This window comes from Pseudomonas sp. DNDY-54 (assembly GCF_019880365.1).
Taxonomy (GTDB): Bacteria; Pseudomonadota; Gammaproteobacteria; order Pseudomonadales; family Pseudomonadaceae; genus Stutzerimonas; species Stutzerimonas stutzeri_P.
The window spans coordinates 145,614-170,637 of the sequence record NZ_CP082271.1 but is presented as its reverse complement, the minus strand read 5'-3'; the positions used below and the strand labels follow the sequence as shown (position 1 = coordinate 170,637).

Here is a 25,024-nt window from a genome sequence, read left to right as displayed (position 1 = left end):
TCAGGCTTCCGCCCTGATGTGTTCGCCCAGCGTGTCCATGCATGAATCCAGGCGCTGCTGACAGCCGATGTCGGCTTCCGACTCGGCGGTGATCACCCGGCACTCGCCGAGCGCCAGCTTGTCGTCCGGCACCAGACGCCAAGCCGCGGCACGCTCGGGCGCCAGTTCCTTGATCCGGGTGCATTCCTCGGGATTGAGCAGGATACGTACGTCCTCCTGGTCACCCGGCATAGCGGCCAACGCTTCTTCAGCCAACGAGAGCAGTTGCGTCGGATGCAGGGTGAGCTCGCAGCGGATCACCTGCTTGGAGACTTTCTGCACCAGCTCCAGCAGTTGTTCACGCCGCGCCTGTTCGAATTCCTGACGGAAGCGCTCGAAGCGCTCGACCAGCTCATCCATCGGCCGGGCCGCTTCCTCGAACGCGCGACGGCCCTGGACGCGCCCTTCTTCTCGGCCAACGGCCTTGCCGTCTTCAACGCCGCGCTCGAAGCCCTCGCGATGACCCGCCTCGCGGCCCTGCTCCAGACCCTGTTCGTAGCCTTTGTCGATGCCTTCCTGGAAACCGTCGGCGACGGCACGCTGCAGCGCCGCCGGATCGCCCGCCACGCTGTCGGTCAGCTCCGCCGCGGTTCTGACCCGCGGCGGAAACCGAAACGGACGCCAGGACCGGCCTTCACCCTTGATGATCTTGATGCTCATCGGCGCTTACTCGACCGTCTGTTCGCGGAACAACTGAACCTGCAGGTCACCGTCAGCGGACATCTCGCGGACCACCGCCATGATGTCCTTGCGCACCTGCTCTACACGCGACAAGGGCACCGGGCCCTGACGACGATTGATCGATTCCATCTGCTGCGCCTGGCGCTTGGGCATCGCGCCCTGAATGGCACGCACCAGCTCGGGCTCGGCGCCTTTGAGCGCCACCACCCACTCTTCCAGCGGGATCACTTCCAGCAGCGTCTGCAGCACGTCCTGGTTCTGCCGCGAGAGGATGAAGAAGTCATACATTTCATCCTCGATCTTGCTCACCAGCTCTTCGTTGTGGGCGCGCAACAGTTCGAACATCTGGTCACGGTTGCCCTTGAAGCGGTTCATGATGTCCGCTGCCTGCTTCACGCCACGCACCTGCGAGCCCTGGTTCGAGAGCACCTGGAGGCTGCGATCGATAAGCTGTTCCAGCTCGGCGATGACATCGCTGTTGACCTCGTTGAGGTTAGCGATGCGGTAGAGCAATTCGTCCTGACGCTCGGCCGGCATGCATTCGAGCACGTCGGTGGCCATGCCCGGCGGCAGGAAGGCGAGGAACACGGCCTGCATCTGCGCGTGTTCCTTGGTGATCAGGGCAGCGAACTGCTTCGGATCGAGCCACTCCATCTTGGCCATCTTGGCGCGGATCTCCTCGCCATAGATGGAATCCAGCAGCGAGCGCGTGATGTCGCCGCCCAGCGCCTTGCCGAGCATGCCCGACAGGTAGGTGCGGGACGCGCCCTTGATGCTGCTCTGCTCCTTGTAGTCATCGAAGAAGCGGCTGATCACATCGGACACCATCGGCTGCTTGACGTTGGACAGACGCGCCATCGCCTGGCTGATGCTGATGATTTCCTCACGGGAAAAGTTGCGCAGGATGCCGGCCGAAATGTCATCGCCCATGCTCAGCATGAGGATGGCCGCCTGGTCCAGTGAGCTCACCGAGCGCAGCTGTACCGGACGCGCCTTGATTTCCTTGCTCGAGCCGGACGCCGGCTCAGCTGGCTGGGTTGAGTTCTCTTTCATTGCGGCCTATCCAATGCTTGATGACTTCCGAAACGCGTTCCGGGTCGTTCTTGGCGAGCATTTGCAGGTGCTCGATCTGCAGCTCCAGCCCCGATCCGGGCGCTGGCAGGCGAATTTCGGACAGCGGGTTCAACTCGCCGAATATGTGGATGCCATCGCCGCTCGCGCGCGGGCTGGCCAGCGCTGCACGCGTCTCGGCCTCGATGGGCAGCACGCCCGGCATGGGCGCAAGGGCCCCTTCCAACGCAGCCGGATCGGTCTCAACCGGTGCGCTGCGCTGGGTCAGGCTGCGCACCGCAGGCCGAACCACGATCAGCAACAGCAGCAGGGCGATCAGACCGGCAACGCCGAGTTTGGCCAGGGCGTGCACCTGGCTGTTTTCCCACCAGGGCACTTGCTCGGAGGGCGTTTCCACGGCCGCGAACGGCAGCACGCTCAAGGTCAACAGATCACCGCGCGCCTGCTTGAAGCCTACGGCACTGCGCACCATGGCCTCGAGCTCGGCACGCGCTTCGTCGTTCCAGCCGCCCTCGGGGGCGGCGCCTGCGTTCAGCACCACCGCAACACTTTGCTGACGCAAGGTGAAGCCGGCGTGTTTCACGTGAATCACGCTCTGGTCATAGTCCATCTGCCGCGTCGACTCCTCGCGCAGCGAAGTGGCCCCTTTGGTCTCACCCTTGGCCGCTGCGGGCGCTTCACCTTCTTTTGGCGGCGCCACGGGACGGTTGGCCAGCGAGCCGGGAATACCCAACGCCAGCTGATCCAGCGCGCTCTCGTTGCTCAGCACCTCGCGGCGCAGGCGCGGCGTCTCGCCGAACGACTGAAGGGTCTCTTCCTTCTGGCTGAAATCGATATCGGCGGCGACGCTGATGCGGTAGTTACCGCTGCCCAGCACCGGCGCCAGCACTTCCTCGATATTGGCCACGGCTTTCTGCTGGTAGTCCTCGACCGCGCCCCAGTTCTGCGCCGGTCCACCGCCAACGTTGAGGCCGCGCGACAGCAGTGCGCCGTACTGATCGACCACGCCGACGTCTTCAGGCTTGAGGTTGGGCACGCTGCCGGCCACCAGATTGACGATGGCGCCGACCTGCTCGGCACCCAGCTTGTAGCCGGGCTCCAGCTGCAGCATCACCGAGGCCTTGGTCGGGGCACGCTTGCTGACCACGAAGGAGCTGTTCTCTTCCTGTGCCAGATGCACGCGGGCATGTTGCACGCCCTTGAGCGACATCACCGTACGTGCCAGCTCGCCTTCCAGGCTGCGCTTGAGGCGTACGTCCTGCACGAACTGGCTGGTGCCCAGCGGCTCTTCCTTGTCGAACAGCTCATAGCCGGCCGGCAGCGCGACCTTCACGCCCTTGGCGGCGAGCAGCATGCGCGCGCGGGACAGTTGATCCTCACGCACCAGAATCTGCCCGCTTTGCGGGTGAATGCGGTACTGCACGACTTCAGCGTCCAGCACCTGCATGACCTCGGCAACCGGGAAGGCTTCGCCGGCACCATGGAGCGGGCGGAACGAGCCGTTGTCGCGCCATAGGTAGAAGGCTACGGCGACTGCCAGTGCGGCAGCGATCACCGCCATGCCGGCGAGCGTGACCCGCGGATCAAGCTGAAGGCCACCGGCAGGCAGCCTGCTTTTCAGTTTTTCAAGCACGTCTTAGCTCTCACGCCCGGTCAAAGCGGCATTCTCATGACGTCGTCAAACGCCGTGGTCAGTTTGTTGCGCACCTGCAGCAACGCGGAAAAGGACACGCTGGCCTTCTGGCTGTCGATCATCGCGCCGACCAGGTCGTCGCTCTTGCCACTGTCGACGGCAGCGGCGGCCGCGCTGGCCTGATGCTGTTGGGCATCGACCGAGCGCATCGCCGACATGAACAGACCACCCGCATCGGGGGCCGCCTCGGCCGCAGGTTTGATCGCCGGGCTTCCGGCGGCCTCCTGAAGCTGTTGCATCCGGCCCAGCAGATCCTGCTGTACCTGCATGATTGAACTCATCGCGGGTTCTCCCTAGGTGTCCGAAATCAGAAATTCAGCTCGATGCCCTGCTCACGCATGGCATTGAGGCGATAGCGCAAGGCGCGCGAGGTCATGCCGAGGCTGGCGGCGGCCTTGGTCTTGTGCCCGTCAAACTTGCGAATGGTGTCGATCACGTGTTGGTACTCCGCCCACTTGCCGCTGGCGCGAAGTGCGGCCTTGCCGGTTTCGGCGAACAGTGCCTGCGGTTTATCCATCCGGACTTCGGCCTGTGCCGGCGCTGCGAGGCCCAGGTCCTGGGGCTGAATGAACAAGCCGTTGCGCAGCACCAGCGCACGCTGCACGGTGTTCTCCAGCTCACGGGCGTTGCCCGGCCAGTCGTGCTGCAACAGCGCGCGGCAGGCCTCGGCGGTAAACAGCTCTTCACCCGCCTCCTGCGGTGCGTACTTGGCGACAAAGCGGCGCGCCAGCGGCAGCACGTCATCCTTGCGCTCGCGCAGTGGGCTGATGTGCAGCGGCAACACGTCGAGACGGAACATCAGATCGGAACGGAAGCGCCCTTCTGCCACTTCACGCTGCAGGTCGCGGTTGGTCGCCGCGATGATGCGCACGTTGAGCTCAATCTCCTTTCGGCCACCGAGACGCTCGACGCGCTGCTCCTGCAATACGCGTAGCAGCTTGGCCTGCAGGCCCAGCGGCAGTTCGCCTATTTCATCGAGCAGCAGCGTGCCGCCGTTGGCCAGCTCGAACTTGCCCGGCTGAGCGGCTACGGCCCCGGTGAACGCGCCTTTCTCATGCCCGAACAGGATCGATTCGAGCATCTGTTCCGGGATGGCTGCGCAGTTAACGGCAATAAAGGGTGCGTCGGCGCTGGCCGAAAAGCGGTGAATGTAGCGCGCCATCAGCTCCTTGCCGGTGCCGGTCTCGCCGGTGATCAAAATCGGCGCACGGGTCAGCGATACACGCTGTGCCATCGCCAACAACCGGCGGCCAGCCTGAGAGCAGGACACGAAACTTTCCTGAGCCGCATCGGCACATTCCTGGCGGCGCAACAGTGCGCTGAGCTGGCTCTCACTGAACGGAGACAGCAAGTAATCGACGCACCCAAGTTCAAGTAACGCGGCGGCTTTCTGCTGATCGGCATACTGCACAACCGGAATAACACTGGCATGGCGGCCGCGCCGCATCAGCGAATCCACTTGCGCGTACAACGCGTGCTCTTCAATTCCGCCTATAAAGAAGAAAACCAGTGCTGCATCTTTCAGCGCGGCATTATCCAGGTCATTCAGGCTGGTATACGAGAAGACCGCACAACGCTCTTTCCGCAAACCTGCAGTGAGGAACTCACAACCCGCCTCAGCGGCATTGCCGACAATGATAATTTTCTTGCGCGCCGGCGCCGGAGCAAATAGCTCTTCGCATGAGTAGTTCATTGCATGACTGACACTTTTCAATGGGACCACCTTGGCGCTGATACGCCGCTCGAACACAACGCCGGATTTCGCTGATGAAAAATTTATTTAAGTCTTTCGGAACTTCTGTCGCCCTGTCTGTCCAACTCGCCGAACGAGAAGAGTATCGACAGCTGCCCGCCCCGAAACAATTGCGCGCACGTTAGCAAGCCCGCCCGTAACCGCCCAATCAGTTCCGCTAAAATTAAATCAGCGTCTATCACGTGATCTCAAAAAAGATCATTTGATACCTATTGATTTAATTCTCCCTCGCGCCCAAGCCTAGACTGGCGGCACGCTAGAGCCGTGCCTGCAATCTCAGGCCATGCAAACCCGCCCTGGCCAAACATTCTTCTGCTTATACCCGCGCTGCAGGCGTTGACCGACCGCGCAAGAACCAGGACATACCGCTCACACATGTCTGGCAATTCCAAAGTCCATCATGGCGTGCCCGCCCAAAGCCTGACTGTTTTAAAACCGCAGAAGCTTGGCCGGCATCACCACAAGATTCCGCAGTTCATAAAAGAAACCACCAATAAGAATCCACGTTTGATTGGTGATTACTTCCTGCGTAATTATCGGATCAGCCTGGAACTCAGCAAGGTCGAGGTACAGGAACCCACGGGAAAAGCACCCGACTGCATTTATCGCTCGCCGATGGGAAAAGTGGGGTTTTCCATTGATCGCGCCCTGCTGACCGAAGCACTCGAGTGTTATTACGGCGGCACTATTGTGCCCAGCCAGGAAACACCGCCGATCAGCACCTCCGAACAACGGATGCGCAATCGGCTAGGGCTGGATCTGACATATATCTTTGCGCGCTCGATATTGTCCGGCGAGACGTTCGGTGAACTCGAGCGCTATGAAAATGATTATGAAGAGACCAGCTGGGAATACGTGGCCGAGTTTGAATACATCAGCCATCTGACCAACAGCCGCTCATCGGTTTTCATTCATATGGATACCGATCTGGTCGATGAACTCACCAGTCGCCTGGCCGGCCCGCTGCCGTCTCGACTGAGTGGTAACCCGGTCGACCACATCAAGCATCTTCCGGTACGCCTGGACTGCGTGGTCGCCTCGGTGCAGATGCCGCTGTCGCAAGTGCTCGGCCTGCAGCTGAACGACATCCTGATGGTGCGCCCGCTTGACCGTTACGAGGTGCGCATCAACCAGCAAAAGCTATTTCGGGGGACTGTCTTCGAAGAAGACGGCGCCTTGTTCCTCACTTCACTTGAAAGCGTGAAATCCAAATGACCGGCCAACTGTCCGACAACGAATTCGAGAACCTCATCAACGAAGGCGACCTGAGCCTCGACGCAACCGACGAGCCAGCCGCCGCGCCCACGCCTCAGCCCCAGGCCCCGCGCCAGGACCTGAGCTTCTTCGGCAAGATCCCGGTCAACGTCACTCTGGAAGTGGCCTCGGCGGAAATCTCGCTGAAGGAACTGATGGAGTGCGACACCAGCAGCGTCATCGTGCTCGACAAGGTGGCCGGCGAGCCACTGGACGTGAAGGTCAACGGCACCCTGTTCGCCAAGGCCGAAGTAGTCGTGATGAATGGCAGCTACGGTCTGCGTATTGTCGAGCTGTCCGGCACCAGCCTGGATGCGCTGACGCAATGAAGCTGCGCCGCGGGCTGTTGCTGCTGGGTCTTGTGCTGGCCAGCCTGTTTCCATTGGTGGCGCAGGCCGCCGGTGGCGAGATTACCCTGTTCAACCTGAACGATACCGAGAACGGCCAGGAATTCAGCGTCAAGCTGCAGATCCTGATCATCATGACGCTGCTCGGCTTCCTGCCGGCGATGCTGATGATGATGACCTGCTTTACCCGCTTCATCATCGTGCTGGCCATCCTGCGCCAGGCCATCGGCCTGCAGCAAAGCCCGCCGAACCAGGTGCTGATCGGTATCGCGCTGATCGTCACCCTGCTGGTGATGCGCCCGGTCTGGCAGGAGATTCACACCGCCGCCTTCGAGCCGTTCCAGAACGATGAGATAAGCCTGGAGCAGGCGCTGGACGTCTCCAAGGGCAGCCTGTCCGGTTTCATGCTGGCGCAGACCAACAAGACGTCGCTGGAGACGATGGTCGCGCTGGCGGGCGAGGAAGTGCCGGAGAACCTTGAGGATCTGGATTTCTCGTTGCTGCTGCCGGCGTTCGTGTTGAGTGAGCTGAAGACTGCCTTCCAGCTGGGCTTCATGATTTTCGTGCCGTTTCTGGTGATCGACCTGGTGGTGGCCAGCGTGTTGATGGCGATGGGCATGATGATGCTGTCGCCAATGATGATCTCGCTGCCGTTCAAGTTGATGGTGTTTGTGTTGGTGGATGGGTGGGCGTTGTTGATGGGTACGCTGACCACCAGTATTCAGCCGTTTTAGGGGACGCCGTGATGAGTCATTGCTCACCCTATGTGTCAGTTGCTGAACGCTCTATCGCTTTTCGTAGGAGCGAGCTTGCTCGCGAAGCTGTGCTGGCGCATGTATTTGCGTACGACGCCGCGCTTTCCTCGGCTGGGACTACAGGTTGCACCTTGCACGGCGCGTCACTTTTTCTTGTGTGGCCAAGAAAAAGTAACCAAAAAGAAGGCCACCCCTACATCCGGGTTTTGCTGCGCAAAACTTCCTTCCCTCCGGCGCCGCTTCGGGGGTCGTCGCGAAGGGCCATCCCTGGCCCATCGCTCCTCGCTCGGCATCCATGCCTCGCGCCCCCCTGCGCAACGCCTACGCTCGGCCTCCTGAAGGGGACTCGAGACCGAGTCGTCTGGAAGTTTTTGAACGGCGACAGCAACAAAGCGCTTCGCCCGTCTGCTTGCTCCGTAGGGTGGAAAACTGCGAAGCATTTTCCACCGCAATTGTCGCTGCGATGGATATCGAACTTTGCCTTCGAAAACCGGTGGGTAAGCTTCGCGTTACCCACCCTACGTTTAGCTCCTACTTCTGCTTCGTTGCACAGGCCATCAGACACCACCGAATCGCCCCTTTCAGAAGGCCGAGCGCAGGTGGCGTGTAAGGGGTTGAGCGGCATGGATGCCGCGAGAGCCGTGATGGGCCAGGGATGGCCCTTCGCGGCGGGCCCCTGGAATGTCACCGGAGCGAGGGAACCCCGGCGCAGCCGGGGCCGGATGCAGGGGCAAGCGTTTTTGCTTACTTTTTTCGCGTTTGAAAAAAGTGAGTCGCCCAGCAGGGCGAAACCAATGCCTAGGGCAACTCCGCTAGTAGGCCGTACCTCACGAAGAAAAGCTTCGCGAGCAAGCTCGCTCCTACGACAGCAGTCAACATTCATTGGCGACCACGCCTCCCAGGTGCTCCCATGCTGACCCCAGACACCGCCGTCAATATCATCTCCAACGCCATCCACGTCATCGTGCTCGTGGTCTGTGTATTGGTGGTACCGAGCCTGCTCGGCGGCCTGCTCGTCAGCATTTTCCAGGCGGCCACTCAGATCAACGAACAGATGCTCAGCTTCCTGCCACGCCTGCTGATCACTCTTGGCATGCTGGTGTTCGCCGGACACTGGATCCTGGGCACCTTCAGCGACCTGTTCATCGAAACCTTCACCCAAGCCGGGCGGCTGGTCGGTTAGCCGTGGGCAATGAACCCATCATGCAGGTCGGTCAATACCTGCAATCGTTGCTGGGCTACTGGTGGCCGTTCTGCCGGATCATGGCCGTGTTCAGCCTTGCGCCGATGTTCAGCCACAAGTCGCTCAGCGTGCGGGTTCGCGTGCTCCTGGCCATTGCCCTGACCGTGGTGCTCACCGCCGCGCTGCCAGCGACGGCACCCATCGACCCGCTGTCGCTCAAAGGTCTGCTCACGGCCTTCGAGCAGATCGCCATGGGCCTGCTGCTGGGCGTGGCGCTGATGCTGGTGTTCACCGTATTCACCCTGATCGGCGATATCGTTTCGACCCAGCTGGGGCTGTCCATGGCGGTGTTCAACGACCCCATGAACGGCGTCTCGTCGGCCTCGATCATCTATCAGCTGTATTTCATCCTGCTGGCGCTGCTGTTCTTCGCCACCGATGGGCATCTGGTGATCGTCACTATCATCTACCAGAGCTTCGTGCTCTGGCCGGTCGGCAGCGGCATTCACTTCGATGGCCTGCAGACCATCGCGATGTCGCTGAGCTGGGTGATTTCCGCGGCGCTGTTGATCGCCCTGCCGATCGTCTTCTGCATGACCCTGGTGCAGTTCTGCTTCGGCCTGCTCAACCGCATCTCGCCGGCGATGAACCTGTTTTCGCTAGGCTTTCCCATGGCGATTATCGCCGGGCTGGTGCTGATCTACCTGACCCTGCCCAACCTCTCGGAAGCCTATCTGCACCTGACCCGCGAGCTGCTGGGCAACATTGGCGAGATCCTGCGGAGCGGGCGCGATGTCTGAGCAGAACAGCAGCCAGGAAAAAACCGAAGAGGCCTCCGAGCAGAAACTCAAGAAGAGTCGCGACGATGGCCAGGTCACCCGCTCCAAGGATGTCGCCACCACGGTCTCGCTGCTGGCGACGCTGCTGGTGTTGAAGTTCAGCATCGGCTTCTTCTTCGATGGCATGCAGCAGGCGTTCAGCTACTCGTATATCAACTTCCATGAAAGCGAGATGAGTATCGATGACCTCCAGCTGATCCTCACCCACAACCTGCTGGTGTTCATCAGCGTGCTGCTGCCGTTATTGATCACGCCGATTCTGGTGATCGCCTTCGCCCTGGTGCCGGGCGGTTGGGTGTTTGCCTCGAAGAACTTCGCGCCCAAGTTCAGCAAGCTCAACCCCATCACCGGCCTCGGGCGGATGGTCGGCGCGCAGAACTGGACCGAGTTGCTCAAGTCGCTGTTGAAGATCAGCGCGCTGCTGGGCATCGCTGTCGGCCAGCTGTATTACGCCGCGCCCAAGCTGATTGCCTTGCAGCGCAGCGACATCAGCAACGCCATCGGCAGCGCCTTTTCGCTGACCTTCGATCTGGCGATCTCGCTGCTGCTGGTGTTCGTGCTGTTCTCGTTCATCGATATCCCGCTGCAGCGCTTCTTCTTCCTGAAAAAAATGCGCATGACCAAGCAGGAACGCAAGGAAGAGCACAAGAACCAGGAAGGCCGCCCCGAGGTGAAGGCGCGCATCAAGCAGCTGCAGCGACAGCTGGCGCAGCGGCAGATCAGCCGGGTGATCAAGGATGCCGACGTGGTGATCGTCAACCCGACGCATTACGCCGTGGCGCTCAAGTACGACCCGAAGAAGGCCGAAACACCTTTTGTCATCGCCCGTGGCGTCGATGAAACGGCGCTGTACATCCGCAAGCTGGCCCAGGCCAACAACCTGGAAGTGGTCGAGCTGCCGCCGCTGGCGCGGGCGATCTACTTCAGTACCCAGGTCAACCAGCAGATCCCGGCGCCACTCTACACCGCGGTGGCCCACGTGCTGACCTACATCCTCCAGCTCAAGGCCTGGAAGCAGGGTCGCCGCACCAAGCCCAAGCTGGCCAGTGACATCCATATTCCCGAAGAACTGTTCAACCGAGCCCGATCATGAGCCTGATTCAGAAACTGACGCCGACCTTCAGCAGCGGACGGATTGGGATTCCGCTGATCATCCTGTCGATCCTGGCGATGATCATCCTGCCGCTGCCGCCGCAGCTGCTGGACGTGCTGTTCACCTTCAACATCGCCATGTCGATTCTGGTGTTGCTGGTCAGCGTGTCGTCGAAGAGTCCGCTGGATTTCTCGCTGTTCCCGACGGTGATCCTGATCACCACGTTGATGCGCCTGACGCTGAACGTCGCCTCCACACGGGTGGTGCTGCTTGAAGGTCACACGGGCACCGGCGCCGCGGGTAAGGTGATCGAAGCCTTCGGTGAGGTGGTCATCGGCGGCAATTTCATCGTCGGCCTGGTGGTGTTCATCATTCTGATGATCATCAACTTCATCGTGATCACCAAGGGCGGCGAACGGATCTCGGAAGTGACCGCGCGCTTCACCCTGGACGCCCTGCCGGGCAAGCAGATGGCCATCGACGCCGACCTCAACGCCGGCCTGCTGAGCAACGAGGAAGCCAAGGCGCGCCGTCAGGAAGTGGCCAAGGAAGCCGACTTCTACGGCGCAATGGACGGTGCCTCGAAGTTCGTTCGCGGTGACGCCATCGCTGGCATCCTGATCCTGTTGATCAACCTCTTCGGCGGCTTTGCCATTGGCGTGTTCGTTCACGACCTGGCTGCCGGCGAAGCCTTCAAGCAGTACGCCCTGCTGACCATCGGTGATGGCCTGGTCGCGCAGATCCCGGCGCTGCTGCTGTCCACCGCCGCGGCGATCATCGTCACCCGCATCAACGAATCCAGCGACATCACCAGCCAGGTTCAGCGCCAGCTGCTGGCCAACCCGGCTTCGCTGTACACCGTGGCGGGCATCCTCTTCGTGCTCGGTCTGGTGCCGGGTATGCCGCACCTGGCGTTCATCGGCTTTGCCGCGCTGATCGGCTTCATTGGCTGGCGGGTGTCGCTGCACGAGCCGCCTGCCGCTGGGGCCGATCTGAAGGAAATCCAGGCCATCGGTCAGGCGATGGACAAGGAAAAGGCCCAATCGCTGGTCTGGGAAGACATCCCGCTGGTCGAGCGGCTGTCGATTTCGCTGGGTTACAAGCTGGTCGGGCTGGTTAACGAAGCCTCCGGCGCGCCCTTGCCGGCGCGCGTGCGTGGTGTGCGTCAGACACTGTCCGAGCATCTGGGCTTCCTGCTCCCGGAAGTGCAGATTCGCGACAGCCTGCGGCTCAAGGCTTCCCAGTACGACATCTACATCAATGGCGAGAAGATTGACGGCGCCGAGCTGCATGCCGACCGCCTGATGGCGATTCCGTCGCCGGAGCTGTACGGCGAGATCGACGGCATCCTCGGTACCGACCCGGCCTATCGCATGCAGGTGGTGTGGATTCAGCCGTCGGATAAGTCACGCGCGCTGAACCTCGGCTACCAGGTCATCGACTGTGCCAGCGTGGTCGCCACACACCTGAACAAGGTGGTGCGCGAGCATCTGCCGGACCTGTTCAAACACGACGACGTCGAGCACCTGATGCAGCGCCTGACGCTGCAGGCACCGAAGCTCGCTGAAAGCCTGAAGAACGCGCTGAGCTATACGCAGCAGATGCGCGTCTACCGTCAGTTGCTGCTGGAAGAAGTGCCGCTGCGCGATATCGAGACCATCGCCAGCACCCTGCTCGAATGCAGCGAGACCACCAAGGACCCGGTGCTGCTGGCGGCCGATGTGCGCTATGCGCTGCGTCGCAGCATCGTTTCGATGATTGCCGGTGATCGTCGCGAGCTGGCGGTCTTCGTGCTGGAAAACGCGCTGGAAAATACGCTGCTCAACGCATTGGCAATTGCTCAACAAGCCGGCCAGGTGAGCCTGGACAACATTCCAGTGGAGCCAAGCCTGCTCAACCAGCTGCAGAACAGCATGCCGGTGGTGAAGGAAAAGCTGCGCAAGGACGGCCATCCGCCGATCCTTACCGTGATGCCGCAGCTGCGCCCGTTGCTTTCGCGCTACGCACGGGTCTTCAGCCCGGGCCTGCACGTGCTGTCGCAGAACGAGATTCCAGATCGGGTCGGGGTGAACATTCTCGGCACGCTGGGTTAACCGGCTGGCCCTGGCCGGCTGCAAACGAGCCCCGCGACTCGGGAGACCGGGAATCGCCAGCAAGCTGGCTCCTACAGGTGCTGAGCTTGCCCCCGAGCGGGCTGTTTATGTAGGAGCGAGCTTGCTCGCGAAAAATCATCAGGAGGATGCCGCAGTCGCGCCCGTTGCAGTCGCTCGACCCAGAGGGTTCCCGGTTCGCCAGCAAGCTGGCTCCTACGGGTGCGGAGTTCGCCCCGAGCGCGCTTTTTTTGTAGGAGCGAGCTTGCTCGCGAACATGCGCCCTTTCTAGCGCAGATCGCAAAGCTCGGCTCTCTCCTGCAGCGCCTACAGGCCAAACACGAGCGACTGGACTGCTTAAAGACTCTCAGCCAGGAACACCAATGACCGCCCATGAGCCAGTGCCGCAGCGTTCTGGTTGTACATGGGCCGTGCCCAGCAGTTGAAGCCGTGGTCGACGCCCGGATAGCTCTCGATCTGGGCCTGACCGATCTGGGCCATCTTTTCCTGCACGGCGGCTACCGCGTCGGAATCAATGTGATCGTCTTCTTCAGCGAAGTGAAACAGGGTCGGGCACTTGATCTTCTCAGCCTGATCCAGACGCTTCTCGATGCTGCCGGGGTAATAGCAGACCGCGGCATCGACGCCCGCATTGGCCGCGCTCAGAAACGACAGCACGCCGCCCATGCAGTAACCCACCGACGCTACGCGGCCGTTGCAGTCATCGCGCCCGCGCAGCAGCTCGGCGCTGCGCCGTAGATCGTCAAGCGCCAGGTCAAAATCCAGCGCCTGCATCAGTGAGAAGGCCTGCTCCCAGTCCTCCTCGCCATAACCGAGCTGGACACCCGGTTCGCTGCGCCAGAACAGGTCCGGCGCCAACACCACGTAGCCATCGGACGCGTACTGATCGGCGACCGACTGGATGTGCTCGTTCACGCCAAAGATCTCCTGAATCAGCACGATGCCTGGGCCATGCCCGGCCGGCGGCAGCGCGAGATAACCTTTGAACGTCTTGCCGTCTTGCGCGGGGATATCGATCCACTGTGAAGTCATGCCGGTCTCCGTTGGTTTGCGGGATTATGCCGATCACGGCGCGGCGCGCTGCGAGCACGGCTGGAACAGGTGCGACAGGTCAGCGCTGACGGAGTTCGCGCGATGGACCCGCGCAGGCGGTGGCGGCGATGAGCTAACACCAGACCCCGCACGCCTCGGGCACGTCCTTCCTGCCGCAGCGTAGGCCAGACCCGGAACCTGTCCGCTACCATGCCTGTCCCGACACCATCGCCTATTTCGAATACTACGGAGATCACCGATGCCGAAGGCGCCCTCAGCAGACGCCCATGATCCGAGCGATGAAGCGGACAGCCAGCGCCTGTACCGCAAGATCGCCTGGCGGCTGATTCCGTTTCTGTGTTTCTGCTACCTGGCGGCCTACCTGGACCGCATCAACGTCGGCTTCGCCAAGCTGCAGATGGCAGAACAGCTGCAGCTCAGCGAAGCGGCGTTCGGCCTGGGCGCGGGGTTGTTCTTCGTCGGTTATATCCTCTTCGAAGTACCGAGCAACCTGATCCTCAAACGCGTCGGCGCGCGGGTCTGGATCGCGCGGATCATGATTACCTGGGGGGTGCTCTCGGCCTGCACGATGCTGGTCACCACGCCCGGGCAGTTCTACCTGGTGCGTTTTTTACTGGGGATCGCCGAGGCGGGGTTCCTGCCGGGCGTGCTCTATTACCTGACCCTTTGGTTTCCAACGTATCGGCGCGGGCGCGTTATCGCGCTGTTCATGATCGGCCTGCCGCTGTCGAGCGTGATCGGCGCGCCGCTGTCGGGCTGGATTCTGGATGCGTTCGATCAGGTGCAGGGCCTGCGTGGCTGGCAATGGCTGTTCCTGCTCGAAGGGATTCCCAGCGTGCTGCTCGGGCTCTTGGCGCTGCGCCTGCTGCCGGAAGGGCCGAAGCAGGCCGACTGGCTGGACCTCACCGAGCAGGGTCGGGTGCTGCGTGACCTGACGGTCGATGAGGTACAGAGCCCAGCCAGCGGCGAAACCTTTCGCCAGGGCTTTTTCAATCTGAAAGTCTGGATGCTCGGCGGCATCGATTTCGCGATTTTACTCAGCGCCTATGCGATGGGCTTCTGGCTGCCGACGTTCATTCGCAACGCCGGCGTCAGCGATGTATCGCACATCGGCCTGCTGACTGCGCTCCCCAGCATCGCCGCGGTGTTCGGCATGCTCGCGCTGGGTGCCAGCTCGGATCGTTTTCGCGAACGCCGCTGGCACATCATCTTGCCGTTCTGGATTGGCGCCGCGGCCATGGCAGCAAGCACGGCATTCACCGACAGCGTGATCATGACGGTGCTGCTGTTCTCCATCGCCCAGGCAACGATCATCGGTGCGGTGCCGGTGTTCTTCAGCCTGCCGGCGACCTTTCTCACCGGCACCGCAGCGGCTACCGGCTTCGCCCTCGCCTGTTCGCTGGCGAATATCGCCGGGCTGGTGAGCAACACGCTGATCGGCGTGACGCTGGACCTCACCGGTGAGAGCGGTGCCGCCCTGTGGTTTTTCGCGGCGTGCCTGGTACTCGGCTCGATGTTGGTGATCGCGCTACCGCCGAAGGTGGTCAACCGCTAGCTCAACGCCGCCTGGGTAGCAGCTGCGCGACCATTTCGACGAAGGCGGGGCACGGGCGGTCTAGGGCGAAGCCCATTTCGAACGAATCGCGGCGCGAGTCCTTACGCACCCATTGGCAGATCACCACCACGTCAATCTCCCGCAGTCGCTCGCCGTGATCCGGGACATGCAGGCACATGTCATAACAGCCGCCGATGGACAGGGGCTGTTTGGCCACGAGCCTTAGCCCGCCTAACGACAGATCGCCGACATAGCCCATGGGGTCGCCGCTAAGGCGATTGGTCACCTGGATGCGGCTGAGGTGACGGAAGGTAAGGCGGCTGTGTTGGCGCATGTCGAAGCTCTGGCAGTCCTTTGTTCAACCGCAGCGCGCGACGGGAGCGTCCTCCTCACCGTAGCTGGCGGTGCACTTAAAGGCAGCAGGCGACCGGATTGGGCCAACACTTAAGCCCCGGTGACACTTTTTTTCAGCGCCCCCGAGGCCGTCTTCGCGGCATCAACGTTCGGGGTTCTGCGGCTTGCGCCGCTTCAGCGCATCCTCTTCGCTGACCTCGTCGGCCATGCCCGACGGCACGTTGTAGGCGCCGCCCGGCACATCATTGCGATCGCCACCCGCGGCCTCGCCATTGCTGGTACCGCTTGCCCGGTCAACGCGCTCATCGTTGCGGTCATTGATGTTCTCGAGATTTTCCTTACCGCGCTCGGATGGATTCATGTGGCCTCCGTCATGTTGATCATCATCAAGCACCCGTGGTGCCTCTGTAATTAGGAAGACATTGTCCGCGGGAAGTTGCACGCAAACCGCCCTGCAGGATGACCGGCCATTCGGCAGCCGCGCTGAACTTACCCGGTAGGCAACGGCCAAAAAATCATCTGGGGACTTCCCCACCTGCCTCCGTGTGAACCTATGCAATTGACTCGAAGCCTGCCCGTAGATGTCACTCCCGTTGCTCCCGAGACCGCGGCGCCCTCGAAGGCCCTATATTTCGCCCTGCACGACGCCCCAGCCAGCGATAGCATTCGTGCCACAGCGGCGGAGTACCTCAACAATCAGCTGGACGCCGCCGCTGCGCTGCCCTGTGATCTGCCGCCGGACCCCTCGGGCCTGGGGGCCTGGCTGGAAAACCACACCGCGAAGATCGGCGGTGAGTACCAGGCCTACCTCGACGAACGGCGGGCCGGCGCGCCCCGTCGCTATTTTTCCAGCAAGGCCCATGCGCTGCATTTCCTGCGCGGGGTGGCACCGACCAAGCTGGTCGACGGCGCCTGGCTCTATGGGCTCCTGCAGCGCTGGGATGATGATCGCTTTACCGCGCTGATCCAGACTTACCTGGAAGAACTGGGCGAAGGCTCGCCGGAAAAGAACCACGTGGTGTTGTACCGCAAGTTGCTCGCGAGCCAGGGCTGCGACGACTGGCAGAGCTTGGAGGACGACTATTTCGTTCAGGGCGCGATTCAGCTGGCGCTGGCCGAGCACGCCGAGCAGTTTCTTCCGGAAGTGATCGGGTTCAACCTGGGCTATGAACAGCTGCCGCTGCATCTGTTGATCAGCTCATATGAGCTCACCGAACTGGGCATCGACCCCTACTATTTCACGCTGCACGTGACGGTCGACAACGCCGACAACGGTCATGCAAAAAAAGCGATACAGGGATTGCTGGCGGCCTGGCCGCAGGTCGGTGACAGCGACGCCTTTTACCGTCGCGTGATCAACGGCTACCGGCTGAATGACCTGGGGGCCAGCACCCTATCCGTCATCGCCGGTTTCGAGCCGGAAGCGGAAGTGCTGCGTGTCCTGGAAAAGAAGGCCGGGGTCGGGCAGTTCGTGCATTCGGACTATTGCCGCTTTGATGGGCGCACGGTGAATCAATGGCTGGCGGAACCTGAGCTGATTCCGCAATTTCTCGATACGTTGCAGCAACGTGGCTGGATCAAGCGCCACGAAGACCCGCAGCACAGCCGTTTCTGGCAGATGATCACCGGCGAACAGGCACCCATGTTCGGCGTATTCAGTGCCCATGAGCAGCAGTTGATTCACGACTGGATCGCCGGGGACTGGCTGGCTGAGCAGGCGCCAACTCGCGGCAAGCCGCACCCGTCGCTGGCGCAGCGTCAGGGTCAATTCAGCGGTCGCCGGCGCGTACCGAACGAGCGGCCAAGCAAGCCGGCCTTGGTGCAGAACCAGGGGCAAGCAGTCAGCGATTTCGACCAGGAAGCACAGGTTCTTGAGCAGCAACTGGCGCAACTGCCCTCACGCGAGGCGCGCATGCGGCACCTGGTGCCCTTGCTGTCCCCATCCCGTCACCACAGCGCGGCCGGCCTGCTGGCCACCCGACTCTTCACCGGACTCTTCAACTGAGAAGGCGAACGCTCGCCAGGGAACGAAACACAATGACCACCGAAACAGCACAGGATCGCGCCCTGCTGCACTTGGCTCAGGCGCTGCGCGAGCGCGGCTATCACTTCATCACGCCTACGCCGCTGACCCATGAACGCGTCAACAGCCGCATCGAAAACGCCTTGGCCAAGGACCTCACGGGTGTCTTCGGCTGGAGCCGGCCCTTTCAGCATGAGCTGTTGCCACCAGCCCTGTTCAGCCTGATGGATCAGGCTGGCGTACTGGCGCCCTGCGACACGCGCTGGCGCAGCCGGGTACGACTCTCAACCCTCGACGGTCAGCTATTTGTGCATTCGGCCTACCCTACCGATGAACCCGATGCCGTGTTCTTCGGCCCGGACACGTACCGATTTGCCAACTCGATCCAGGCGCATCTGAACAACCACAAGGGCCACATCGGTCGCGTGGTGGACATCGGCTGCGGCTCAGGCGCGGGTGGCATTCTCGCGGCATTGGCGCGGCCGCAGGCGGAGGTGCTTGCGGTGGACATCAACCCCGCCGCGCTGCGCCTGACCCGCATCAACGCCGCGCTGGCCGGCGCTGACAACCTGACGGCCCGGCATAGCGATCTGCTCAACGATGTCGAAGGTGAATTCGATCTGATCCTGGCCAATCCGCCGTACCTGATCGATCCCGGCGAGCGCGCCTATCGCCATGGCGGCGGTCCGCTGGGTGCCGGCTTGTCATTGGCCATCTTCGACAGCGCGCTGGAGCGCCTGGCCCCGTGCGGCACGCTACTGCTCTATACCGGCGTGGCGATGGTTGGCAACGGGGATCCCTTCCTTAAGGAAGTCACTCAGCGCCTGGAAAGCCGTCACCTGCAGTGGACCTACCGCGAAGTCGACCCCGATGTGTTTGGCGAAGAGCTGCTGGAGGGCGCGTACACCGAGTGCGATCGCATCGCAGCCGTGGTGCTGGAAGTGACCCGGCCGGCTGATTGAAGTGGCGTGCGGCGCATACCAGACGCCGCGTGGAAAACGCTTCGCGGTTTTCCACCCTACACCGGCAGCAGCACGAGGCACGCCGACAGGGTGAGCAACGAGCCCAACGTGGAATACAGCACCACGCGGGACACCCGTGAGGCCTCTCGACCGTAGAATTCCGCCAGCATGTACGGCCCGGTGCCGGTAGGCAGCGCGCTCAGCAATATCGCGGAATACGCCCATAGGGTTGGCAGCTCGAACACCTGCAGGGCCAGGTATCCCGTGATCAACGGCTGGATTACCAACTTCAATCCCACCAGCGGCCAGACGCCCGTAACGGTGCCGCCAGGCTGCGGCTGCGCAAGAAACAGTCCCAGCGACACCAGTGCGCAGGGCGCGGCGGCGGCGCCGAGCAGTTTTAGCAGCGTCGCGAGCGGCACGGGCAGGGTCAACCCGCTCGCGGCCCAGAGCCCCCCCAGCAGCGGCGCCACCACCAGCGGGTTGCGCAGCAAGGCACTGCTGACCTTGCCCAAGGTACGGTTGAAGCCCTGGCCTGCGTGCAAGCCGGTTTCGACGCAGGCCAAGGCGATGGCGAACAGCACGCAGACGACGATGATCGAGGCCACCATGGCCGGCTGCAGCGCCTCGTCGCCGAGCACCAGCATGCACAACGGAATGCCGATGTAGCCGGTATTGGCGTAGGACGCACCCAAGGCGTCGAGGCTGGCGTCGACCAGCGGCTGCTTCTGCATCAGGCGATAGACCAAGGTAAAGCCGAACACCCCGAGGCAGCCCGCAGCGAAGGCGATGATAAAGCCCGGCTGCCAGAGCTGCTGCCAGGTGGAGGTCGCCACCACGCTGAACAACAGCGCGGGAAGGCCCAGCCAGACGACGAATCGGTTGAGTTCGGAGGCGCCTGTCGGCCCCATACGGCCGGTGCGGCGGCAAAGAAAGCCCAGAAAGATCAATGCAAAGACAGGCAGGACGACATTGACGACGGCGGACATGGACTCTCATCAGCAGGTTCGCCGACAGCAACTGGCGGCGCGGGACGGTAGGGGCCGGAACGAGCCGGCGGCAAACCTTAGCAAAGAAAGGGTTCTTCGCGGGCTATCGGAGCTGCCGCTTGAAGGTCGTGTGCGGAAAAACCGAAAAAGCGCCTCGACCCAACGACGCTGTGTTTACGTCCCGAACACAAGCGAAAAACTCGTAGGGTGGAAAACTGCGAAGCATTTTCCACCGATATCGGCAAGAGACTCGTCTGCTACCTATCGCCGTAAAAATTGTGGGTAAGCTTCGCGTTACCCACCCTACGTCTCTAAGCCTTTCGCCGCATCCCTGCGGCTCAACCCTTGCGCAACGATTCCGCTCACCCTGACGGGGTGTTTCGCGTCGCCTGATGACTCGTGCAAAAAAAGCGAAACGCTGTGTCTACGTCGCTGTTTGGAACGACTCAGTCCCAAATCCCCTTCAGAAGGCCGAGCGTAGGCGCTGCACAGGGGGACGCGAGGCATGGATGCCGAGCGAGGAGCGATGGGTCGGGGCCGCCATCGGCATGGACGTCCCTTCGTGAGGGGACGCCTAGTCCGACGCCCGGAGCGGCGCCGGAGCGGCGCCGGAGCGGCGCCGGAGCGAGGGAGTTTTGTGTAGCAAGCCGGGGACGCCTAGTCCGGATGTTGGGGTGCTTCTTTTTGGTTACTTTTTCTTGGCCAAACAAGAAAAAGTGACTCGCCCAGCAGGGCGAAACCGTACCATCAAACGGCTCGATGTTCGGTTGAAGCAAAACCTTCCAACCTGCCGGTCCGCTCTCAAACCCAAAGTTCGCGGCGCTTCCAAGCCTAGGAAAGCGCCGTGTCCGGGTAACTCCGACGCTGCCCTTCGCCGCCCGGTTACCAACCTCAGTGCAGCAATGCGGACGGGCTATACCCATTCGGCTCCGCCCGCGCGGCTGCAAACTCCGCCTCGACCCGCCCACGCATGGCATCGGGCGCTCGCGGAAAGCCGCTACGGTCGCTGTAGTCCCATTCCGTCACCAGTTGGCTTTCAGCGGACAGGCCCTTGGCACACGATAGGTCCAGCGCCGTGATGCCGGCGACCGCACCCGCCGCGATCGCCGCGTTGACCTGCTCAGTGCCCCGCTCAATGCTCATACCAAGCCCCGCCAGGTCCAGCACGTCACCGCCGATGCGGCCATAGATCCAGGGCTTGGGATCGTCACTCAACAACAGGCCGACGCCGGTGGCAATCTCCCGGGCGCCGCACGCACGGATCAGGCCTTCGTTACCCGGCACGCCGAGAAAACGGGCCAGCTTGCCCGGCATGACGAGTTGCGCAACACCCAGGCCGATGCTGAACCAGCCAAGGCCACGGGCCAGCGTGCGGGCGGAATGGTTGGTACGGGTGACTCGATGTGGAACGCTCATGAATCTGTCCCTCCTTCGGGGCTGGGAAAAGCAGACAGGCGATTCCCTACTTTAGGGATGTGGCGTTAGGGAAGCCGGGAATCGCCACCGGCCCTCACGGCTTGAGAACCACCTTGATGCAGCCGTCATGCTTGTCGCGGAAGGTCTTGTACATCTCAGGACCCTGCTCAAGGCTGACGCTGTGGGTGATGACGAAGCTAGGATCGATTTCGCCTTCCTGGATGCGCCGCAGCAGGTCGTCAGTCCAGCGATTGACGTGGGTCTGGCCCATGCGGAAGGTCAGGCCCTTGTTCATCGCCGCGCCGAACGGAATCTTGTCGATCAGCCCGCCGTAAACGCCAGGAATGGAGATGATGCCGGCCGGGCGGCAGACGTAGATCATCTCGCGCAGCACGTGGGGTCGATCGGTCTCGAGCATCAGCGCCTGCTTGGCGCGGTCGTACATGGAGTCGATGGAACGCGCGGCGTGCGCCTCCATGCCCACCGAGTCGATGCACTTCTCTGGCCCCTTGCCGCGGGTCAATTCCTTGAGCCGCTCAAGCACACTTTCTTCATCGAAGTTGATGGTGATGGCGCCGCCTGCGCGCGCCATGGAGAGTCGCTCGGGCACGTTGTCGATGCAGATCACCTGCTCGGCGCCCATCATGATCGCGCTACGGACGGCGAACTGGCCGACCGGGCCTGCGCCCCAGACGGCGACGGTATCGGTGGGCTGAATATCGCATTGGGCCGCGGCCTGCCAGCCGGTGGGCAGGATGTCACCGAGGAACAGCACCTGCTCATCGGTCATGCCGTCGGGCACTACCACCGGGCCAACATCGGCGTAGGGCACGCGGACGAACTCGGCCTGGCCGCCGGCATAACCGCCGGTGAGGTGGGTGTAGCCATAGAGCCCGGCGGTGGTATGGCCGAAGACCTTGTCGGCCACATCCTTGTTGCGGTTGGTGCGCTCGCACACCGAGAAGTTGCCACGCCGGCACTGGTCGCATTCCCCGCAGACGATGGTGAACGGCACCACCACGCGGTCGCCGACCTTAAGTTTCTTGTTCGCCGAGCCGACTTCCATCACCTCGCCCATGAACTCGTGGCCCATGATGTCGCCGTGCTGCATGCCGGGCATGAAGCCGTCGTACAGGTGCAGGTCGGAGCCGCAGATGGCGCAGGACGACACCTTGATGATGGCGTCGCGCGGGTCTTCGATCGAAGGGTCGGGTACGTGACTGTCGCAGCGAATGTCGTGCTTGCCATGCCAGCGAAGAGCTCTCATTGGAAAAATTCTCCTGGTTCGGTGTTCGAAAACGCCGCCGTGGTGCTTCTTCCTGATGTCTTCGCCGCGGTGCGGCAACTGCTCCTGACCCGTCTGCTGCCATGCGGCAGGGTGTACGGCGCGCGTGCTATCAGAGTTTTAGTAAGCACGTTGCCGGCAGAGTTGCGGGAAATGACGGCGAATCGCAGGGATCGCCGACGGACTGCGATAAATGGCGCTGGATTGAGACGTTATATCTGAGGAGCGAGCTCGCTCACGAAACGGCGCTGGCATCATCTCGGAGCAGTGGTTGAGCACGAATCGCCAGCAAGCTGGTTCCTACGCGGAGAAATCACGGAGGTGAATTATCGGCACGTCACGCTTTTCGTAGGAGCGAGCTCGCTCGCGATCCGGCGCTGGCATCATCTCGGAGCAGTGGTTGAGCACGAATCGCCAGCAAGCTGGTTCCTACCGCGGAGAAATCGCGGAGGTGAATTATTGGCACGTCACGCTTTTCGTAGGAGCGAGCTCGCTCGCGATCCGGCGCTGGCGTCGGCTCGGAACAAGGGTTGAGCACGGATCGCCAGGCTGGCTTCTACAGGCACGCGGAGATGATCACGGACCACCTGCTCACATCTCCCGGCGGGCCCGTTGCGATCAGCCCTTGCCGGGGCGGATGGAGGCGTAGCCGTTGCGGTAGCTCGGGTATTGTGGCGTCCATCCCAACGCGCGGGCGCGAGCGTTGCTACAGCGTTTGCTACCCGCACGGCGGGTCATGGTCTGATCCGCCCAATGAGTCACGCCGAGGCGCTCACGCAGCCAGTCGATCACCTCATGGAGGGGTGCCGGGTCGTCATCGACCCCGAGATAACAATCGTCCAGAGCGCCCCCGTTCAGATCGGTTTGCAGCAGACACGCCAACAACGCGGCGGCATCGTCACGATGCACGCGATTGCTGTACTGCGGCGGCTCGCGGTCTACGCGCAGGCCCGCACGGACCTGGTTCTGCATCCAGGGGCGTGCCGGATCGTAAAGCCCTGCCATGCGCACCCGCGTGGCAGGAATGCCGCTGTCCAGCGCTAACTGCTCGGCTTCGAGCATGACCTGGCCGGTATAGCCGCGGGGTTCGGTGGGAGAGGTCTCGTCGATCCACTCTCCGCCGTTCTGCGCATACACGCCGGTACTGGAGACGAAGACCAGCCGCTTGGGCCGCTGACCGCGCTGCTCCAGCCAACCAAGCGCATTACGCAACCCATCAACATAAGCGCTGCGGTAACCCGCTTCGTCATGCTGGTTGGCCGACGCCGCGTAGACAAGATAATCCAGCGCGCCGTTTGGCCAGCTGCGCGGCACAGCGCTCGCGGACAAGTCACCTTTGACCGGCAGGATCGGCACAGGAAGGCTCGCCGCCTGGCGGCGCAAGCCGTAAACAGTCCACCCCGCGCGACTCATCTGGAGGCCGAGGCGAATACCGACATCGCCGCAGCCGGCGATCATTAAAGAAGGACGAATTGCCATGACGGTTGCTCCATAACCGATGCAGGCCACCCATTCGGCCCGCCTTAGTGAGTGTACTGCTGCCTGCAACGTTTCCGCTTGTCACCTTATAAGGAACGGCTACTGGCCAGTTGGTTCGAACACGAGCAAAGGCTATGCTAACCAGCACTCTGATGGAAAACCGCTATGACACTGACCGAACTGCGCTACATCGTCACGCTCGCCCAGGAATCACATTTCGGCCGTGCCGCCGAACGCTGCCATGTCAGCCAGCCCACGCTGTCGGTGGGCGTGAAGAAGCTGGAGGACGAGCTCGGCGTGCTGATCTTCGAGCGGACCAAAAGCGCGGTGCGGCTGACGCCGGTCGGTGAAGGCATCGTTACCCAGGCGCAGAAAGTGCTGGAGCAGGCGCAGAGCATCCGTGAGCTGGCCCAGGCCGGCAAGAATCAGCTGGCCGCGCCGCTCAAGGTTGGCGCCATCTACACCGTCGGCCCCTACATGTTCCCCCATCTGATTCCGCAGCTGCACCGCGTGGCGCCGGACATGCCGCTGTACATCGAAGAGAACTTCACCCACATCCTGCGCGACAAGCTGCGCACTGGCGAGCTGGACGCCATCATCATCGCGCTGCCGTTCCAGGAAGCCGATGTGCTCACGTTGCCGCTGTATGACGAGCCCTTCTACGTGCTCATGCCCGCCGGGCATCCATGGACGAAGAAGGAAACCATCGACAGCGAGATGCTCAACGACAAGAGCCTGCTGCTGTTGGGTGAAGGTCATTGCTTTCGCGATCAGGTCCTCGAAGCCTGCCCGACCACCCGCAAGGGTGAGGCGCCGAGCCACACCACCGTGGAATCTTCGTCGCTGGAAACCATCCGCCACATGGTTGCGTCGGGGCTGGGCGTATCCATCCTGCCGCTCTCCGCGGTGGACAGCCATCACTACTCCGCCGGCGTGCTCGACATCCGCCCTCTGACGCCGCCCGTGCCGTTCCGCACCGTGGCGATTGCCTGGCGCGCCAGTTTCCCGCGTCCGAGAGCCATCGAAGTGCTGGCCGACTCCATCCGCCTGTGCTCGGTGGCGAAACCCCCGGCCGACAAAGCCTGACGC

General features: G+C 62.2%; 23 protein-coding genes. 11 read left to right on the top strand and 12 right to left on the bottom strand.

All coding sequences use genetic code 11. From position 1 onward, the window contains the following. From fliH to K4O48_RS00790, 5 genes are read right to left on the bottom strand one after another with little or no spacing between them, the layout of a single operon-like run. The gene (gene fliH, locus K4O48_RS00810; protein ID WP_222910321.1) at positions 1 to 699 is read right to left on the bottom strand and encodes a flagellar assembly protein FliH; all 699 of its coding nucleotides are present in this window, start codon (positions 697 to 699) and stop codon (positions 1 to 3) included. Positions 700 to 705: 6 nt separating this feature from the next. Beyond that, positions 706 to 1,773: a FliG C-terminal domain-containing protein gene (locus tag K4O48_RS00805; RefSeq protein WP_222910320.1), complete on the bottom strand. Its 1,068-nt coding sequence runs from the start codon at positions 1,771 to 1,773 to the stop codon at positions 706 to 708. Further along, complete coding sequence (gene fliF / locus K4O48_RS00800) at positions 1,745 to 3,424, bottom strand: flagellar basal-body MS-ring/collar protein FliF (protein WP_222910319.1); 1,680 nt, start codon at positions 3,422 to 3,424, stop codon at positions 1,745 to 1,747. The genes K4O48_RS00805 and fliF overlap by 29 nt, the downstream gene beginning before the upstream one ends. Positions 3,425 to 3,444: 20 nt before the next feature. Further along, the gene (gene fliE / locus K4O48_RS00795) at positions 3,445 to 3,765 is read right to left on the bottom strand and encodes a flagellar hook-basal body complex protein FliE (RefSeq protein ID WP_222910318.1); all 321 of its coding nucleotides are present in this window, start codon (positions 3,763 to 3,765) and stop codon (positions 3,445 to 3,447) included. Positions 3,766 to 3,791: 26 nt separating this feature from the next. Continuing rightward, positions 3,792 to 5,177: a sigma-54 interaction domain-containing protein gene (locus tag K4O48_RS00790; RefSeq protein ID WP_222911906.1), complete on the bottom strand. Its 1,386-nt coding sequence runs from the start codon at positions 5,175 to 5,177 to the stop codon at positions 3,792 to 3,794. Between the two features lie 435 nt (positions 5,178 to 5,612). Here K4O48_RS00790 and K4O48_RS00785 point away from each other — a divergent pair, with 435 nt between their 5' ends. The 7 genes from K4O48_RS00785 (at position 5,613) to K4O48_RS00755 (ending at position 12,801) form a co-directional block, all read left to right on the top strand. Next, the gene (locus K4O48_RS00785) at positions 5,613 to 6,452 is read left to right on the top strand and encodes a FliM/FliN family flagellar motor C-terminal domain-containing protein (protein ID WP_222910317.1); all 840 of its coding nucleotides are present in this window, start codon (positions 5,613 to 5,615) and stop codon (positions 6,450 to 6,452) included. Next, entirely contained in the window at positions 6,449 to 6,820 is a 372-nt protein-coding gene (fliN, locus tag K4O48_RS00780; RefSeq protein ID WP_045422688.1) for a flagellar motor switch protein FliN, read from the top strand. Before K4O48_RS00785 ends, fliN begins: the two co-directional genes overlap by 4 nt. Further along, on the top strand, positions 6,817 to 7,572 hold the full coding sequence (gene fliP / locus K4O48_RS00775) for a flagellar type III secretion system pore protein FliP (RefSeq protein ID WP_222910316.1): 756 nt from the start codon (positions 6,817 to 6,819) through the stop codon (positions 7,570 to 7,572). Before fliN ends, fliP begins: the two co-directional genes overlap by 4 nt. Before the next feature lie 931 nt (positions 7,573 to 8,503). Continuing rightward, positions 8,504 to 8,776 carry a flagellar biosynthetic protein FliQ gene (locus tag K4O48_RS00770; RefSeq protein ID WP_222910315.1) on the top strand — a complete coding sequence of 91 codons (273 nt, stop codon included), beginning with the start codon at positions 8,504 to 8,506 and terminating at the stop codon, positions 8,774 to 8,776. Positions 8,777 to 8,796: 20 nt separating this feature from the next. Continuing rightward, complete coding sequence (gene fliR, locus K4O48_RS00765; protein ID WP_222910314.1) at positions 8,797 to 9,576, top strand: flagellar biosynthetic protein FliR; 780 nt, start codon at positions 8,797 to 8,799, stop codon at positions 9,574 to 9,576. Further along, entirely contained in the window at positions 9,569 to 10,708 is a 1,140-nt protein-coding gene (flhB, locus tag K4O48_RS00760; protein WP_222910313.1) for a flagellar biosynthesis protein FlhB, read from the top strand. Before fliR ends, flhB begins: the two co-directional genes overlap by 8 nt. Then, on the top strand, positions 10,705 to 12,801 hold the full coding sequence (locus K4O48_RS00755; protein ID WP_222910312.1) for a flagellar biosynthesis protein FlhA: 2,097 nt from the start codon (positions 10,705 to 10,707) through the stop codon (positions 12,799 to 12,801). Before flhB ends, K4O48_RS00755 begins: the two co-directional genes overlap by 4 nt. 354 nt (positions 12,802 to 13,155) lie before the next feature. Here the strand turns inward: K4O48_RS00755 and K4O48_RS00750 are convergent, their stop codons facing one another. After that, positions 13,156 to 13,851, bottom strand: a complete 696-nt coding sequence (locus K4O48_RS00750) for a dienelactone hydrolase family protein (RefSeq protein ID WP_222910311.1) — start codon at positions 13,849 to 13,851, stop codon at positions 13,156 to 13,158. A 259-nt stretch (positions 13,852 to 14,110) separates the two neighbouring features. Here K4O48_RS00750 and K4O48_RS00745 point away from each other — a divergent pair, with 259 nt between their 5' ends. Continuing rightward, positions 14,111 to 15,427: an MFS transporter gene (locus tag K4O48_RS00745; protein WP_222910310.1), complete on the top strand. Its 1,317-nt coding sequence runs from the start codon at positions 14,111 to 14,113 to the stop codon at positions 15,425 to 15,427. A 1-nt stretch (position 15,428) separates the two neighbouring features. Here the strand turns inward: K4O48_RS00745 and K4O48_RS00740 are convergent, their stop codons facing one another. After that, entirely contained in the window at positions 15,429 to 15,761 is a 333-nt protein-coding gene (locus K4O48_RS00740; protein WP_222910309.1) for a PilZ domain-containing protein, read from the bottom strand. A gap of 162 nt (positions 15,762 to 15,923) precedes the next feature. Next, positions 15,924 to 16,142, bottom strand: coding sequence for a hypothetical protein (locus K4O48_RS00735; RefSeq protein WP_222910308.1), 219 nt, complete (start codon positions 16,140 to 16,142; stop codon positions 15,924 to 15,926). 192 nt (positions 16,143 to 16,334) lie between these two features. On the opposite strand from K4O48_RS00735, the gene K4O48_RS00730 reads away from it, so the two are divergent. After that, positions 16,335 to 17,786 carry an iron-containing redox enzyme family protein gene (locus K4O48_RS00730; RefSeq protein WP_222910307.1) on the top strand — a complete coding sequence of 484 codons (1,452 nt, stop codon included), beginning with the start codon at positions 16,335 to 16,337 and terminating at the stop codon, positions 17,784 to 17,786. A 32-nt stretch (positions 17,787 to 17,818) separates the two neighbouring features. After that, complete coding sequence (locus K4O48_RS00725; protein ID WP_222910306.1) at positions 17,819 to 18,766, top strand: methyltransferase; 948 nt, start codon at positions 17,819 to 17,821, stop codon at positions 18,764 to 18,766. A gap of 56 nt (positions 18,767 to 18,822) precedes the next feature. On the opposite strand, the gene K4O48_RS00720 is transcribed toward K4O48_RS00725, so the two are convergent. From K4O48_RS00720 to K4O48_RS00705, 4 genes are all read right to left on the bottom strand, one after another. Next, a complete protein-coding gene (locus K4O48_RS00720; RefSeq protein WP_222910305.1) occupies positions 18,823 to 19,755 on the bottom strand; it encodes an AEC family transporter in 933 nt (310 codons plus the stop codon). 891 nt (positions 19,756 to 20,646) lie between these two features. Continuing rightward, positions 20,647 to 21,171: a transcriptional regulator gene (locus K4O48_RS00715; RefSeq protein WP_222910304.1), complete on the bottom strand. Its 525-nt coding sequence runs from the start codon at positions 21,169 to 21,171 to the stop codon at positions 20,647 to 20,649. A 94-nt stretch (positions 21,172 to 21,265) separates the two neighbouring features. Then, a complete protein-coding gene (locus tag K4O48_RS00710) occupies positions 21,266 to 22,438 on the bottom strand; it encodes a zinc-dependent alcohol dehydrogenase (protein ID WP_222910303.1) in 1,173 nt (390 codons plus the stop codon). 636 nt (positions 22,439 to 23,074) lie between these two features. After that, entirely contained in the window at positions 23,075 to 23,935 is an 861-nt protein-coding gene (locus K4O48_RS00705; RefSeq protein ID WP_222910302.1) for an NAD(P)H-binding protein, read from the bottom strand. Between the two features lie 165 nt (positions 23,936 to 24,100). Here K4O48_RS00705 and K4O48_RS00700 point away from each other — a divergent pair, with 165 nt between their 5' ends. Next, positions 24,101 to 25,021 (top strand): hydrogen peroxide-inducible genes activator, encoded by a 921-nt coding sequence (locus tag K4O48_RS00700; protein WP_025239895.1) that lies wholly within the window; start codon positions 24,101 to 24,103, stop codon positions 25,019 to 25,021. The last annotated feature ends 3 nt before the right edge of the window (positions 25,022 to 25,024 follow it).

Coding starts and splice junctions, on each gene's coding strand:
- fliP (WP_222910316.1), top strand. CDS start 6,817: ATGAAGCTGCGCCGCGGGCTGTTGCTGCTGGGTCTTGTGCTGGCCAGC.
- K4O48_RS00705 (WP_222910302.1), bottom strand. CDS start 23,935: ATGGCAATTCGTCCTTCTTTAATGATCGCCGGCTGCGGCGATGTCGGT.
- K4O48_RS00750 (WP_222910311.1), bottom strand. CDS start 13,851: ATGACTTCACAGTGGATCGATATCCCCGCGCAAGACGGCAAGACGTTC.
- K4O48_RS00770 (WP_222910315.1), top strand. CDS start 8,504: ATGCTGACCCCAGACACCGCCGTCAATATCATCTCCAACGCCATCCAC.
- fliH (WP_222910321.1), bottom strand. CDS start 699: ATGAGCATCAAGATCATCAAGGGTGAAGGCCGGTCCTGGCGTCCGTTT.
- K4O48_RS00755 (WP_222910312.1), top strand. CDS start 10,705: ATGAGCCTGATTCAGAAACTGACGCCGACCTTCAGCAGCGGACGGATT.
- K4O48_RS00745 (WP_222910310.1), top strand. CDS start 14,111: ATGCCGAAGGCGCCCTCAGCAGACGCCCATGATCCGAGCGATGAAGCG.
- K4O48_RS00710 (WP_222910303.1), bottom strand. CDS start 22,438: ATGAGAGCTCTTCGCTGGCATGGCAAGCACGACATTCGCTGCGACAGT.
- flhB (WP_222910313.1), top strand. CDS start 9,569: ATGTCTGAGCAGAACAGCAGCCAGGAAAAAACCGAAGAGGCCTCCGAG.
- K4O48_RS00730 (WP_222910307.1), top strand. CDS start 16,335: ATGCAATTGACTCGAAGCCTGCCCGTAGATGTCACTCCCGTTGCTCCC.
- K4O48_RS00720 (WP_222910305.1), bottom strand. CDS start 19,755: ATGTCCGCCGTCGTCAATGTCGTCCTGCCTGTCTTTGCATTGATCTTT.
- K4O48_RS00700 (WP_025239895.1), top strand. CDS start 24,101: ATGACACTGACCGAACTGCGCTACATCGTCACGCTCGCCCAGGAATCA.
- fliN (WP_045422688.1), top strand. CDS start 6,449: ATGACCGGCCAACTGTCCGACAACGAATTCGAGAACCTCATCAACGAA.
- fliR (WP_222910314.1), top strand. CDS start 8,797: ATGCAGGTCGGTCAATACCTGCAATCGTTGCTGGGCTACTGGTGGCCG.
- fliE (WP_222910318.1), bottom strand. CDS start 3,765: ATGAGTTCAATCATGCAGGTACAGCAGGATCTGCTGGGCCGGATGCAA.
- K4O48_RS00735 (WP_222910308.1), bottom strand. CDS start 16,142: ATGAATCCATCCGAGCGCGGTAAGGAAAATCTCGAGAACATCAATGAC.
- K4O48_RS00805 (WP_222910320.1), bottom strand. CDS start 1,773: ATGAAAGAGAACTCAACCCAGCCAGCTGAGCCGGCGTCCGGCTCGAGC.
- K4O48_RS00740 (WP_222910309.1), bottom strand. CDS start 15,761: ATGCGCCAACACAGCCGCCTTACCTTCCGTCACCTCAGCCGCATCCAG.
- K4O48_RS00715 (WP_222910304.1), bottom strand. CDS start 21,171: ATGAGCGTTCCACATCGAGTCACCCGTACCAACCATTCCGCCCGCACG.
- K4O48_RS00790 (WP_222911906.1), bottom strand. CDS start 5,177: ATGAACTACTCATGCGAAGAGCTATTTGCTCCGGCGCCGGCGCGCAAG.
- K4O48_RS00785 (WP_222910317.1), top strand. CDS start 5,613: ATGTCTGGCAATTCCAAAGTCCATCATGGCGTGCCCGCCCAAAGCCTG.
- K4O48_RS00725 (WP_222910306.1), top strand. CDS start 17,819: ATGACCACCGAAACAGCACAGGATCGCGCCCTGCTGCACTTGGCTCAG.